At 45.7% G+C, this 14,246-nt stretch carries 12 protein-coding genes and 1 pseudogene; 8 read left to right on the plus strand and 5 right to left on the minus strand.

The features are described from left to right. Positions 1-26: 26 nt before the first annotated feature. Entirely contained in the window at positions 27-2,045 is a 2,019-nt protein-coding gene (locus tag BR63_RS00150) for a heterodisulfide reductase-related iron-sulfur binding cluster (protein ID WP_034424476.1), read from the plus strand. Positions 2,046-2,057: 12 nt separating this feature from the next. Further along, a complete protein-coding gene (locus BR63_RS00155) occupies positions 2,058-2,255 on the plus strand; it encodes a hypothetical protein (protein WP_034424478.1) in 198 nt (65 codons plus the stop codon). Positions 2,256-2,666: 411 nt separating this feature from the next. Here the strand turns inward: BR63_RS00155 and BR63_RS00160 are convergent, their stop codons facing one another. After that, positions 2,667-4,526 (minus strand): helix-turn-helix domain-containing protein, encoded by a 1,860-nt coding sequence (locus tag BR63_RS00160; protein WP_034424479.1) that lies wholly within the window; start codon positions 4,524-4,526, stop codon positions 2,667-2,669. A 193-nt stretch (positions 4,527-4,719) separates the two neighbouring features. On the opposite strand from BR63_RS00160, the gene BR63_RS00165 reads away from it, so the two are divergent. The 6 genes and pseudogenes from BR63_RS00165 to BR63_RS19905 all read left to right on the plus strand — a co-directional run. Further along, positions 4,720-5,964, plus strand: a complete 1,245-nt coding sequence (locus BR63_RS00165) for a Zn-dependent hydrolase (RefSeq protein ID WP_034424481.1) — start codon at positions 4,720-4,722, stop codon at positions 5,962-5,964. A gap of 68 nt (positions 5,965-6,032) precedes the next feature. Continuing rightward, positions 6,033-7,223 (plus strand): hypothetical protein, encoded by a 1,191-nt coding sequence (locus BR63_RS00170; RefSeq protein WP_034424483.1) that lies wholly within the window; start codon positions 6,033-6,035, stop codon positions 7,221-7,223. Positions 7,224-7,271: 48 nt separating this feature from the next. Next, positions 7,272-8,435 (plus strand): M20 family metallopeptidase, encoded by a 1,164-nt coding sequence (locus BR63_RS00175; protein WP_034424496.1) that lies wholly within the window; start codon positions 7,272-7,274, stop codon positions 8,433-8,435. A gap of 601 nt (positions 8,436-9,036) precedes the next feature. Continuing rightward, entirely contained in the window at positions 9,037-10,188 is a 1,152-nt protein-coding gene (locus BR63_RS00180; protein ID WP_034424485.1) for a TolB-like translocation protein, read from the plus strand. A gap of 16 nt (positions 10,189-10,204) precedes the next feature. Beyond that, positions 10,205-10,645 carry a M23 family metallopeptidase gene (locus tag BR63_RS00185; RefSeq protein WP_034424487.1) on the plus strand — a complete coding sequence of 147 codons (441 nt, stop codon included), beginning with the start codon at positions 10,205-10,207 and terminating at the stop codon, positions 10,643-10,645. Positions 10,646-10,666: 21 nt separating this feature from the next. Further along, positions 10,667-10,750, plus strand: a pseudogene (locus BR63_RS19905) (group II intron maturase-specific domain-containing protein); the annotation flags it as partial. 561 nt (positions 10,751-11,311) lie between these two features. On the opposite strand, the gene BR63_RS00190 reads toward BR63_RS19905, so the two are convergent. From BR63_RS00190 to BR63_RS00205, 4 genes are all read right to left on the minus strand, one after another. Then, complete coding sequence (locus tag BR63_RS00190; RefSeq protein WP_034425982.1) at positions 11,312-11,536, minus strand: DUF5348 domain-containing protein; 225 nt, start codon at positions 11,534-11,536, stop codon at positions 11,312-11,314. Then, the gene (locus tag BR63_RS00195) at positions 11,533-12,333 is read right to left on the minus strand and encodes an ExeA family protein (RefSeq protein WP_187142771.1); all 801 of its coding nucleotides are present in this window, start codon (positions 12,331-12,333) and stop codon (positions 11,533-11,535) included. The genes BR63_RS00190 and BR63_RS00195 overlap by 4 nt, the downstream gene beginning before the upstream one ends. A 1-nt stretch (position 12,334) precedes the next feature. After that, positions 12,335-13,681, minus strand: a complete 1,347-nt coding sequence (locus BR63_RS00200; protein WP_187142773.1) for a DDE-type integrase/transposase/recombinase — start codon at positions 13,679-13,681, stop codon at positions 12,335-12,337. Positions 13,682-13,778: 97 nt separating this feature from the next. Further along, a complete protein-coding gene (locus BR63_RS00205; protein WP_051966314.1) occupies positions 13,779-14,243 on the minus strand; it encodes a DUF6431 domain-containing protein in 465 nt (154 codons plus the stop codon). Positions 14,244-14,246 lie beyond the last annotated feature (3 nt).

The following is a 14,246-nucleotide window of genomic DNA, read 5'->3' on the forward strand; positions in this document are numbered from 1 at the left end:
ATTAGCCTGGTAAAGGGGGGATAAGCATGGTACCTACCAGGGAACTGTACTGGAACATTGACGGTCATTTATTAATGTATGGCGTATTTGTCGTAGTTTTAGGTATTTTCTTCTACGGGCTGTACCGGCACTATACTCTATGGCGCATGGGTAAACCCGAGGCACGGCTTAACAATTACGCTCAGAGAATTGTGCAGGTCCTAATGGGGACTCTGCTTCATAAAAAGATTTTCCGTGAAACCTTCCCGGGTTTAATGCATGGTTTTATTTTCTATGGTTTTCTTATCTTATTCATTGGCACTTTAATTGTGGGGCTCCAGGCTGATTTGGGCTGGCAAGTCCTGTACGGCAATTTCTATTTGCTTTTCTCTTTGCTGACAGATCTTTTTGGCCTGCTGGTCCTGGTAGGCCTGGGGATGGCTTTTTACCGCAGATATTTCTTAAAGCCCGACCGCCTGGATAATAGGGCAGATGATGCACTTGTTCTGGCTATCTTGTTTGTAGTTGTGATCACAGGCTTTCTTTTAGAAGGATTGCGTATGGTGGCTACCCAGGACCCCTGGCAGGCCTGGTCGCCTGTAGGGTTGATCTTCGGGTTGCCCTGGCGCAGTTTAAGTATGGAATCCCTAAAAACTGCCCACAGCTGGCTGTGGTGGTTCCATATGCTCCTTTCCATGGGCTTTATTGCTTATTTACCCTACTCCAAGCTTTTCCACATCCTTTTGATTCCCGCCAACCAGTTCCTGGTTGATCCCCAGTCGGGGATTGCCCTTTCTAAACTGGATCTGGAAGATGAGGAAGCTGAAAGTTTTGGAGTAGGCAGAATCAGGGATTTCACCTGGAAGCAGTTGTTTGATACGGAAGCTTGTGTGCGCTGCGGACGCTGCCAGGATAACTGTCCTGCTTATCTTTCGGGCAAGCCCCTTTCTCCTAAAGCCTTGACCCAGGACCTGAAGGCCGAACTGTATAATTGCCGAGGAACAGTAGGATCCGGGACTGGAAAGGCTTTACCGGAAGCGGCCGCTGCCCAGGAAAGTGGCAGCCTGTTTAATGAAAGAATTACTCCGGAGACCAACTGGTTCTGTACCACCTGTCTTTCCTGCCAGGAACAATGCCCGGCCTCCATCGAACATGTCCAGAAGATTGTAGATATGCGGCGTTATCTGGTGATGACAGAAGGCGAAATGCCCGGTGAACTGCAGCTTACCTTCCGTAACCTGGAGAACAACGGCAATCCCTGGGGATTGGGCTGGGCTGCCAGGACAAACTGGCTGGAAGGGCTGGAGGTTAAACTGGCTGAGGATGGGGAAATCGGGGATGAGACGATACTTTACTGGCCGGGCTGTTCGGGGGCCTTTGATGAGCGAAATAAAAAGGTAAGCTTGGCTCTTGTTAAGCTGTTCCAGGCGGCAGGAGTGGACTTCGTGGTCCTGGGTAACCAGGAAAAATGCTGCGGTGATTTGGCCCGTCGTTTGGGCAATGAATACCTGTACCAGATGCTGGCCATGGAGAATATTGAGAACCTTAATGTCCTGGGTGTGAAAACCATCGTGACCCAGTGTCCTCACTGCTACAACACCTTGAAACATGAGTATCCCCACTTGGGCGGCAAATACCGTGTCTTACATCACAGCGAATTTCTGGCCCAGCTTATTGCTAAGGGAAGACTGGTTTTTGAGCAAGGTGAATTAAAGAGCATTACCTACCATGATTCCTGCTATCTGGGGCGTTATAACGGCCTGTACCGGGAGCCCCGGCAGGTTTTACAGGCTGTGCCCGGTGTCCGGGTAGTAGAAATGCCCCGCCATTTGGAAACCAGTTTTTGCTGCGGCGGCGGCGGAGGCCGCATGTGGCTGGAAGAACATGGCCAGAAAATCAATATGCTGCGCACTGAGGAAGCCCTGTCCACCAGGAGTGAAATGATATGTACCGCCTGTCCCTTCTGCCTGACCATGCTGGGGGACGGCGTGAAAACCAAAGAACAACAGGATTTTGTCCAGGTGCGGGATATTGCCGAAGTACTGGCAGAATCCTTGAAACAATAGAGGAGAGTTCATATGGGTAGAAAAATCGTGATAACTTCCGAATATTTTGGGCGCTTTTCTCCCGCCGGTTACAAGATTTATACAACTTTAGATACAAAAGTGCAAAAGAAAATGGAGGAGGTTTATACTAACCCGCTTCATTTTCCCAAAGGTGAGAATAATGAAATAATACAATCGGCCATGGTGGTGATTGATCACCGTACAGGCTAAATCAAAGGACTGGTAGGTGGGAGGAACCAGGAGGGGAAAAGGAGTTTTGACCGGGCGACACAGGCATTACGCCAGCCGGGATCGGCCATTAAACCCATCGTTGTTTTCGCACCCGCTTTAGAAAAAAGGTTATTCTCCGGCTACAGTCAATGATGATTATCCGGAAGCTTATCGCAACAACGAGGAAGTGGGGGCTCCCAAGAACTATGACAAGCGCTATAGAGGACTAGTCTCCATGAGAACTGCTGTCCAGTATTCCATCAATGACTGATCAGTCAAAATGCTTCAGCAAATTGGTGTAGCCGAAGGTTTTAAATTTGCCGAAAGACTGGTATTTCCACGTTAGTCCCCAGCGGCAAACAAAAGATATGGTATTATCATCTGGTGGGTGGATTATAACATATGGTTGTGTTACATAATTTCCATCATCTCCAGGGCCAGTTGAACTTTCAGCCGGTGGTTATAGTCTTCCAGGTCTAAGCCCAGTATTTCTTCGATTCTTTTCAACCTGTAGCTCAGGGTGTTCCCGTGGATGTTTAGTTTTTCCTTGGTAAAGGACCAGTTACCGTTACTCTTGATATAGGTAAGGAGTGTAACCAGGAACTCGTTGCGTGAGGCGTTGGAATAATTCAATAGATTACCCAGAGTCTTCTCCACAAAATCCCGGAGTACTTCAGGGGGGTTGTTGAGGAGGATTTTTTTTATTTCCAGTTCCTCATAAAAAACGATAAATTCGCCTTGATAAAGCTGGCTGCCGATTTTAAGGGCCTGCATGGCATTGTTATAACTGTTTTTAAAGCTTGCAATATCTGCGAAACCATCGCTTATCCCTGCTGAGATGGTTTTGTGACTCCTGGGCAAGATAGATTTTACCTGGTCGTTGAATAGTATTTTTTCCAGGGATTTTTTAGTCAGGTTGGAAAGGGTTATTTTGTTTAATTCCAGGATGAAGATAATGTTGTGGCCTTTAATGATGGAAATGGTATTGGGAAAACAAGTGAGCAAGGCTCTTGATAAGTACTCGTTTAACCTTTTCTGGCAGTAAATAAACTCCGGATTGTAAAGATTGCCGTCTTTTTTTTTCATAGAAGTGTTCATGAGTTGCAAAACCATGATCTGGTGCTCTTTTTCCGTATTGTAGCCGTACTGCCTGCACAGTTTTCCCACATAGCTGTAATCGTAGCTGAGAATCAGGTTATCCAGGAAATCGCCTTTGAGTTTTTGTTCTATTTCCTGAATTTCGTTGATTTTTAGCAGTTCCAGGGCCAGGATGGTTGAGCCTCTTTCCAGGGTTATTTTGTCCTTCTCCGATGTAAGAGGGTTTCTGCTTATTACGCCCAGCCAGCCCAGGGTATCTTTACTGACCACAATCGGGTTGAGAAAGAGGTTGTAATCTGTTTCGGGAATTTTATATACTGTACTGCTCAAATTGCTGAGTTTCTGGGAAATGCTGGCCCTGTTTCTTTTTAATATTTTTAGGGGTACGCTTCTTTCAAGCACATAATTTCTGATGTTAAAGAAAAGGTCCAAAATAATTATATCCCTGTCTATGAGTACGGAAAGCTCGTGAATGATGTCCTGCGCGGAACAGCCTTCTAGGACCATTGTTGTCAGTTTATTGTGCAGGACTGCCGAGTATTCAAACTCGTTCCGCTGTTTTTCGATTATTTTGTTATACCTCTGTAAATTTCTATTGTTCTGAATCTCTTTTTCATAATTGAGAGCGTTATTGACCGCGATAGCCGCCTGGATAGAAATGACCCGGAGAAATTCCAGGTCGTCTTCATTCAAGGGGCTTTCTTTTTTGAAGTTGTCCACGACGATGACGCCTAGGCACTTTTCCCTGAAAATCAGAGGACAGCAGATAGTGCTGTGTATTCTGGGAAAAAGATTTTCGTATGTGTTTTTAATGATTTCCCTGTTAGCCTTTTCCATAGTAGCGACTGCTCGTTGAACCTCCTCGTAACTGCTGAAGAGCAGAGGCTTCCTGCTGGTAAAGGTGATACCGGTCATGGACTCATCAGGTTTAAGCTTTACTTTCTCGACTTCACTGTCAAACCCTACATAGGAACGTACTTCAAGCAGTTGTTCTTCTTCGTTATAAAGAAAAATAATGCCTGCGTCACCTCCCTTGATATATTTCAGGCATTCCGCGAGCAATGCGTTAAGGATATAACTGGTGTCCTGGGCTGAATTTAGAAGTTCCGAGAGTTTAAGCAGTGCCTCCAGCCTTTCGACTTTATTCTGGTTTTGTGTGTAAATTTCACTCATATTAACCACCTTATTGTATAGTTGTTAAAAACAACAAAGATAATGATAAATATTCGTTGTTAAAAACATAGATTAATTAAAGTCTACCTGATAGACTGAATAATATCAATAAATAGTAATACTTATGCAAAATATGATTGCTCTTATGTATATAGATATATATAGAGCAGCCATGTCCGGGAGTGCATGAAAAATGAAGACCAATCTTGAGAGAATAAAACAAGACCTTGAGGAACTGACTAAGTTTACGGCCACGCCGGGGGAAGGAATGACCAGGCTGTCACTGACAGAAGAGGATCAAAAGACCCGGGGGTATCTTACCAGGGAAATGAGAAGCCTGGGCATCCAGGTTTATGAAGATGCTGCAGGCAACTTATTTGGGAGAATTGAAGGTGAGCTTAAGGATGGGCCCGTGGTGATGGTTGGGTCCCATTTTGATTCTGTTAGAAATGGGGGCAATTTTGACGGACCAGCGGGTGTTGTCGCGGGCTTGGAGATAGCCAGGGTAATCATGGAAAACAACATCAAGACCAGGTACCCCGTGGAAGTTGTGGCCATGATTGAAGAAGAAGGGGGAAGGTTTGGCCAAGGGCTGTACGGAAGCAAGGCCATGGCCGGGAAAGTAACCAAAGAGCAACTCATGCAAAACAGGGATGAGAATGGTATCTCCATGTTTGAAGCCATGAAAGATTTCGGTCTTAACCCGGAAAGAATTGAAACGGCCAGGAGAGATAAGAACAAAATAAAGGCATTTCTTGAGCTGCACATTGAGCAGGGACCTGTTCTCGAAAAAAACGGTGAAGAGGTAGGTATTGTTCATTACATAGTGGGTATTCACGAGTTCAGGGTAAAACTAAAGGGCAGGCCGGACCATGCCGGGACTACTCCCATGGATATGAGGGCAGACCCCCTTGATGCGGCCTCCAAGGTAATTAGCAGGATCAGCGGCTTGGCCCGGGAAGCAGGGCAGGGCACAGTGGTCACAGTGGGAATCCTGAATGTAAAACCTGGGGCAGCCAATATTGTGCCGTCGGAAGTGGTGTTTACTGTTGATATCAGGTCTAAAGATTCCAGTTGCATAGACTGGGTGGGCCGGCAAATTCAAATGAGTTTGGAAACAGTTACGGCAGGCACCAAAGTGAGATACGAAATGGAAGACTTGCTCAAAGTTGAGCCAGTGGAATTATCACAGGGCATCAGGGATATCATGGGGAAATACTGCGAAAAAAAAGGTATTGCCTGGAGGGAAATGTTGAGCGGAGCCGGGCATGACGCTATGGTCATGGCTGGGATTACAGATGCCGGCCTGGTTTTTGTCCCCAGCAAAGGAGGCCGGAGCCACTGTCCCGAAGAATGGACAGATTATAGAGAAATTCAGAAAGGCATAGAAGTTCTATTACACACGGTACTGGATATTGCTGAGATAATTGATAATTAATGTGATAATCCTGGTGATTTCGCCAGGTTAACATATAAACTACTCTATCAGAAAAAGAGGTGTATTTAGTGAAGTTAAGTGTAATTGCGGCCTTCAGTATTATCCTGATTATTCTTACGGTGGGAGAAGTTATCTCTGCCAAAACAAAAGCATTCGTTCCCTCAGTTTTTGTGTCTGCCGTTTTATTCCTCCTGGGTTTCTGGACCTTTCTCCCGCCCGATATTATTACCCAGGGTTCCTTTGCCAAACCAGTAGTATTCTTGTTTATGTATTTATTAATAACTCATATGGGTACCCTGATGAGTGTTAGCGAACTTTTAAGACAGTGGCGGACGGTCCTAATCGGTCTTGCGGGTAATGCGGGTATCTGTTTGCTGGCCCTTACCCTTGGCAATGCTCTGTTTGGCTGGGAAGCTGTGGTGGCAGCAACCCCTCCCTTGACCGGTGGCGTGGTTGCATCCATACTCATGACCGGTGCGGCTAAAGCCAAAGGTCTCACCACCATAGCTGTTCTGGCCACATCTGTTTATATCATGCAAGGATTTTTTGGCTATCCCATTACGGCCTGGCTCCTCAAAAAAGAGGGAAAAAGGCTGGTTGACCTGGTGAGAAGCGGGAAAGTTGTGATTAAGCCGGAGCCCAGGTCACTTGGGGCCATGGCTGCCGTCAAACAAAGCAGGTTCAGGATTATTCCGCCCCTCCCTGAAAAATACCAGACGCCATATATCATTCTTGCCAAGCTGGGTATTGTGGCCTGGTTGGCTTCCCAGGTTGCGCCCCTCATCCATGTGAATGAGTTTGTGCTCTGCCTCCTTTTCGGTGTAATAGGCCGGGAAATAGGATTATTGGAAGAGCAGGCCCTGAATAAAGCCAATGCCTTTGGGTTCCTGATGACGGGATTGATGGCCTTTATCTTTGCCAACCTGGCAGAAGCTACGCCTGCAATGCTGGCCCAGATTGCCCTTCCTCTTTTTGGGCTGATTATTATAGGCATGATTGGTATGGCCATTATGTCAATCCTGGTAGGAAAACTTCTGGGAGAAACAAAGGAGATGGCATTGTCTGTTGCCATGACCGCTCTCTACGGCTTCCCGGCCGACTATATCTTAACCATTGAGGCCATTAAATCCGTATCGGGCAATGAAGAGGAATATCATTATACATTGAACCAGATGCTTCCCAAAATGCTGGTTGGAGGTTTTGTAACGGTCACCATCACTTCCGTTATTATTGCCGGTTTCTTTGTTAAACTTTTGTAGTAATATTCTGAGATAAAAAACAATACCAAAGAGAAAGAAGTGAACAAATTGCAAACTAAGATACTGGCAAACAAATACAAGCAGTATGTCATTGAGATGAGAAGAGAATTCCACAAACATCCCGAGCCCAGTTTGAAAGAATTCAGGACGGCCCGGAGGGTTAAAGAAGAACTTGAGAAAATGGGTATACCGTGTTTCAGTGTTGCGGGTACGGGAGTTGTAGGGATAATTGAGGGGGCAGGCCCGGGAAGGACCATTGCCCTCAGGGCAGACATGGATGCCCTTGAACTGTGCGAAAAAAACGACATTGACTATAAGTCTGTGAATGAAGGATATATGCACGGCTGCGGTCATGATGGTCACACAGCCATGCTGCTGGGAGCTGCCAAAATACTGAATGAGCTAAAAAGCACTTTCAACGGTAAAGTAAAACTTTTGTTCCAGCCTGCCGAGGAACTGGCTCAGGGAGCTCAGATGATGGTAGCTGAAGGTGTCATGGATGGCGTGGATGAGGTATTTGGCATGCACCTCTGGTCAGGCCTTCAGTCTGGGAAAGTATCCGTTGATCCTGGCCCCAGGTTGGCGGCTACAGACCTATTTAAAATTACGGTCAAGGGCAAAGGCGGGCACGGCTCTATGCCTCACCAGGGCGTGGACGCTGTGGTGGCCGCCTCAGCCGTCGTGATGAACTTGCAAAGCCTTGTGAGCAGGGAGATCAGTCCCCTTGAATCTGCCGTGGTTAGTGTAGGTGTATTTAAAGCCGGGACCAGGTTTAATGTTATCGCCAGTGAGGCGGTCCTGGAAGGAAGCACCAGATGCTTTAACAAAGAAATCAGAGAAGGTTTCCCTGCCATGATCGAGAGGGTTGCAAAAAACACAGCTGCCAGCTATCGGGCCGAAGCAGAGCTGGAATATACTTTCAGCACTCCTCCTAATATAAATGACGAAAATGGTTCAAGAAGAGCTGCCGGTACGGTGGAAAAACTCCTAGGCAGGGAGGGTGTTGTCAGTATGGAGAAGGCAACGGGCGGCGAAGACTTTGCTTTCTTCCTGGAAAAAGCTCCGGGCGTACTGGCTTTCCTGGGCGCGGGCAACTCCCAGAAACAGGCTGATTACCCTCATCATCACGAGAGGTTTAACATTGACGAGGACGCCCTGGAGATTGGGGTTGCCCTCTATGCTCAATACGCTATAGATTACCTCAACGAATAACTTATGGTGGAGTAAGCCGGTAAAGCGGTCTGAAAGAAAAGGCCCCCTGGGGGATCCCAGGGGGCCTTTTCTGTGCGACAGGCAGTTGCACCAGCCCTAGTCACAGTCTAGGGCAACCTGTGTATTAAGGGCAGCGGTTACGTTACTGCGGTAAAAACGAACCCGGAAGGATACTAGAAAGGTAAGGAATAAGATGTTGAACAAGGAACTGAAATTCAAATGGTATAGTATTTAAGGGAATATATCGAGGGGAAACTGGCCATTGATCTTTCAGTGACCCTGATACTTCAAGACCTTCAGAGATTTTTACTTCCAGGGGAAATATTCGGCAGCCAAGGAGTGAATTTAGGAAAGGGGGTGAATCCAGTGGGCTGAAAGAATTTTTCCGGAATTTATTGGATGTCGTTAAATGACATAAGTTGGTTTGAACATCCAGACCCTTACCTGAGTGTATTTCAGTCCTTATTTATTTAGTAAATAAAGGGAGGTGATTTTATATAAATTTTTTGTAAAGGAGAGGGGGAGGCAGTTCTATGATTTAGTTAATTGCTTCACGTATAATTAATTATGTAAACAGTATTGTTTGAAAGGTGGGGATAGGATGAAAAGAAAGCATCTTATTCTTGTATTAACGTTGTCCATATTACTACCAACTGCATTTTATCAAGCAAATGCGCAAGGTTTTTTTGAAAAGATATTCGGCAAAGGTTTGAGGGGAGCACCTGGCGAGGTCATAGTTTCCGAGAAAGGTTCGGGGAGTAGGACTATAACAGGAGGATACATTCTACATGAGAATAAACTTCAGGAGGTTCAGACTGAACGCAAGAGTATAACAATTAACAAAGGAAAAGAATCTGAACAGACTTTTGAATTGGTGAAATTTATAAAAGATGGGAAGGTTCTTTCTATCCGTCCAGGTGCTGAAGGTGGCCCCTTAGATCTTACAATAGGCAAGAACAAGGTTGTATTTACTGATAACTCCATGGGTAGTCTATGGGTCGCAAATGTTGATGACTTAGAACCTATTAACATCCAACCGGATACTGTAGGCAGCATTAGCCAAACCAAATTGTATGAACGCAAGGCGGAACTTGCCAAACAGGGTAAGGATACCGATACCCTGATTCTCTATTGGGCAGGTAATCCTAAACTATCACCTTCGGAAGATAAGATAGCGTTTACTTCCAATAGAGAAGGATATCCTGATAATCCTAGGTCTGCTTTATGGGTAACAGATATTTCTGGTTCCGCCACAAAAAAAATAATAGAAGAAGATATAATCCCAGTAACCTGGTTTAATGATGAAGAATTTATATTTATAGGCTCAAAAGGTGATCTCAGAAAAGTTAACACTGCTTCTTCACAGCAACAAGTTCTGATAGCCGACTGGGTTATGGTAACGGGATATTCGCCCTCTGGCCAATATATTATGTTCCAATATGTAAAGGACAGTATTGTTCAACCGGAACAATATTTATTTAATCTTAAAGAGAATAAATCTGTTAAGCTCGATGTACCTGCTGGGTATAAAAACAATGCTTTCTATGGCTGGGATGAGACAACTGATAAGGTCGCTTTCCTTGTACAGGACTTTTCTGCTAACACAAAGCTAATTATTCTAGATTGCAATACACTTAATCTCCAGACCTTGGATGCCCCCGATGGTCTGAAATTTGACGACGGCGTAGTACCGTCATGGTCGGCCGGGAAAGTTGTCTTCTCAGCTGGAGGACAACTCTACACTACGAAATAATGGGAGGTGAAGGAGAATGCGTAAACAAACAATTATATCTCTTATCTTGCCCCTATTATTGATTTTCACGACAGTATCAGCATATGGGTATTCTGCTGACTACTCTGAGAAGTTTAGGTATACAGGACAGTATTACGGTACCTGGTACTTATATTCTCCTTTCAGGGATAGTTCAAACAACCAGTTATATCCTGGCGTAACAAGTAAATACAACAACCCCAGGCCCCTATCATCCTCACCGCATGGAGGAGTAGATTTTAGCGCTAAGACAGGAACAAATGTATATCCCCTTGCTCATAGTGTAGTTGAATATATTAATACCTCAATTGATCCTAACTTTGGTAAGTTTGTTATAGTGAGATACGACGTTAACCAAGATGGGTATACTGATGCCGTATATGGGAGACACGCACATCAGACTGTCGACAAAGTAAATGTCGGCAGTTTTTTTATGTAAATACTTAATGATGGACAATGAATTGACAGCAGTAAAGCATGGGAATACGCCAACACAAGAAAAGGCTACTGGAGAATCTCCAATAGTCCTATCTTGAAACGCACCTAAACCAATGAGTATCTTGCTAGCCTTGGTTTGTTAAGCCTGACACAAAGGTACTCGAAGCACGCTAATTCTGGCGAACCGCCGTATCCAGGCCGACTTGTACGGTTTTGTAGGAGGGTCGGCGGCTAATTGCCGCCCCCTATCCTAATTTTTATCATTACTATGCTGCTACACTTTCAGACAGGCAAATTCCCTTTTGGGACGGGTAATGGCACTTTATAGACGAGGTTATAAGACAGTCCTAAATTTTTGCACTAAAGTAGGAAGTGAAGGGAGTGAATTTAGGAAGGCATGGTGAATCCAGTGGGCTAAAAGTTTTTTCTGGGGGTGGTGATTATCAGACTAGCCATTTTAAACAGTAACAAATAGATTTTTCGAAGGGAGTAAGCTTAATTATGAAAAAATTCATCTGTGTTTTAGTTCTTTTTATAATGGTTTTTGGTGTTACTGACACTTCATAATGTCCTGTAACTGCCAGTATATGGTGTCCAGTTTATGACGGACAATTTGGCCAGTGGCCGAGAAGGTGAGACGACTTTATCGCCACCTTCCCGGATGCCGTTATATTTCCACCTTGTACGAATTCCTGATCCGCAAATTGAAGCGGGCTCCCGGCATAATCACATACCACTGATGATCGTACTCTATGCGGCAAGGAATACTAGTTGAACCGATTAACAAATCAAAAACTTCTCCACAACGAAGTCCATAGCTGTAATCTCCCGTATCGACTATCCAGCGGTCTTGTTCGTAGTTATATGTCATCTTGCACCACCGCTGCTTCATGACAATTCACCCTGAATAACCAGCTTAACCATGTGGTCATCGATGATCCGGCGGCCATTCTGTGCCCCATATAAGAGGCAGTGAGTACAGAGTTTGTTTATCAGCCTGGGTACACCACTGGAGAATCGGAATATCTCATCCAAGGCGCCATCTGAAAAGATATCATGATCTGAACCGGCGTAAGTAAGATGCCGTTTCACATAGTCGCCTGTCTGGGCTCTATCCAAATGTGGCAGTTTACACTGGAGATCGATACGCTGGCGGATGGCGGCGTAGGCTTGAAGCTTGAACTTTTCCCAGAGTTCACTCTGACCAACGAGGATCAGAGCCATAGGACTTTGGGCATCCATTTTAAAGTTAAGAAGAAATCTGACTTCCTCCAGCATCTCCCGGTCCAGAAGATGTGCTTCATCTACGATGACAACAGGCTGAAGATGCTGGATACCCCGCATAAGCTCGATTTCCCGGTGCAGTTGGCGTTTGGCGTCGCCACGATAAAATTTGGATTCACAGCCTAGCTGCTCCAAGAGACCCTTGTAGAAATGTCTGGGTGTCAGCTTGGAATCCGCCAGGTACAGCACCATGAATTTAGCCGGGTCTAAGGAATCCCTGAATCGACGGATAGTAGTAGTCTTGCCGGTTCCACAGTCACCGGTAACAACAGCGAACAACTGACGCTTTGCGGCATATTCCAGCCGGCCTAACGTCTCTTCCAGCATGAGTGACTGATACAATTGGTCCGTTGGAATATCCCGTGAAAAGGGAGTTTGAGATAAACCGTAAAAAGACTCAAACATCTTAGTCCCCTGCCTTTCTTACAGCCCTGTAGGAAACGGCAGGAGCCTGTCGTTCAATTCGTTGCTGGTTCTTCTCAAGAGCTGCAGTTAAGAGTCTTAAGGATTCTGCTGGTTTTATCCCTAGATGTTCAGGCAACTTCGGTCGTTGCTCAACCCTTTCTCCGATAACAAGTTCCCTGGCTTTCCAAGGGGTATGACCTTCATACTCAATGGTAAGTTCAGTAATGTCTGCGGGGTCATAAATGACATCCACAGTACACCCGATGAAACTAAGCCCCACTTCATACTTTCTGCCCTGGAAGCTGATACATCCGGCCTTGTCAACTTTGCGTTCTTCACAATGAAGAAAGGCGATGGCTATTGTTTCCGGGTCCAGAAATTTGAGGGCTTTCTTGTCGCTACGATAGGCGCTGGCTGGACTGGCGTTGCCCTCCAGGGCAGAATGAGGCTTGTTTTGATAGCATTCCTCTAACCAGACCCAGAACAACTCATTGAGTTTATCTAATGTTTGTGGTTTCTCCAAGGCGGCTTCACTAAGAAAGGCATCAACCACCCGGTTGAATCTTTCTACCTTTCCAGTCGATTCTGGCGCGAAGGGCCTGGCAAATAGCAGCCTGATGCCCATCTTGGCACAAGCTCGCCCCATCCATTTTGTCCGGTACTGTTTCCCATTGTCGAAGAATACTGCCTCCGGCACTCCATATTTTTGGATAGCCTGGCGAAAACAATCCTCAACAATCACCTGATCCAATGTTGGATAAAACTGCCCGTGAAGAACAAGTCGAGTAGCATCATCCACAAAGGTTACTAAGAATACCTGCTTCTTGGCGCCATCTACACCAATAGGCAAGTAGGGTCCATACTTAATGTCGGAATGCCAAAGCTTGTTACGATACTTCTGCTGATACCGCCGAGTAGCAACACCGGTACTCATATACATCTGCATATGCCTGGCGCTGTATCCGCGTTCGGCTAGCTTCTCCTGCAGTGTACTGCGCTTGATTTGTCCCGGCTGGGCAAGGCCTTCCCATTCTAGAATCTGGATGATTTGGGCCACACTGCGCTTGGGAACCTCTCTTCGGAGCAAGATGGCCTGTTCCAAGATATGTAGGGGAATGGCTTCTTCGGTTCTGCTCTGAGCTTTTCCTTTGGGTTTAAGTCCGGCAAAGCCATGTGCCTTGTACTCTGCCAGATATCTCCGCAGAGTACGTTCAGAAATTCCTGCCTGCTCACAGATTTGCTCTTTAATCTGTCTGGCTTTGGCAGGATCCAACCCTTCAGTCAGAAGCGGGGATAGCAGTTGTACTCTTTGTGTGGCAATAGCCTCAGCTTTCTTTTGGTCTCTCATGTTGATTTACCTCCCTAATATTCGGAATTCAACATGAGTGTATAACTTGTCCATCAGGACAAAAAGGCCAAACGGGTCTGTACCCAGTTATTTGTATTTACCATAGTCCGGACAACTCTGGCCAGCCAGCCGGTTGCATCTCCCACCAGGTCTTTAATTCGCTGATGGGCCGGGCAGCTATTGCACAGAGGCATCCGGCAATATATTCCGAGATTTCCGCAAACCATCTTTTAATTCTGAAAATGCTGCTGTTTTCACAGCAAACCTCAGTTACGGTACCGTCAAGGATTGCTTCAATAACGGTGCCGGCATATCGTTTGTACGGCACCAGGATGTCAGGCAGTTCATGGTGGATTCTGAGGCAGTTCCTGCAGCGGAGCCGACGAATGATTAGAATGATTGTTTCACCGTCTCCCTGGAGAGCGCCTCGCTTTCTGCTGCCGATTACTTTAAGCTCACAACAGCCGCATACCGGACAGATGCTGTTCTCTTCGCTTTTAACATAGTATTTGTTGCTGTTATCCTTGTCTAAAATCAACCTGTACTTTGCGAGACAGATCATAAG

Source organism: Thermanaerosceptrum fracticalcis (genome assembly GCF_000746025.2).
Taxonomy (GTDB): domain Bacteria; phylum Bacillota; class Peptococcia; order DRI-13; family DRI-13; genus Thermanaerosceptrum; species Thermanaerosceptrum fracticalcis.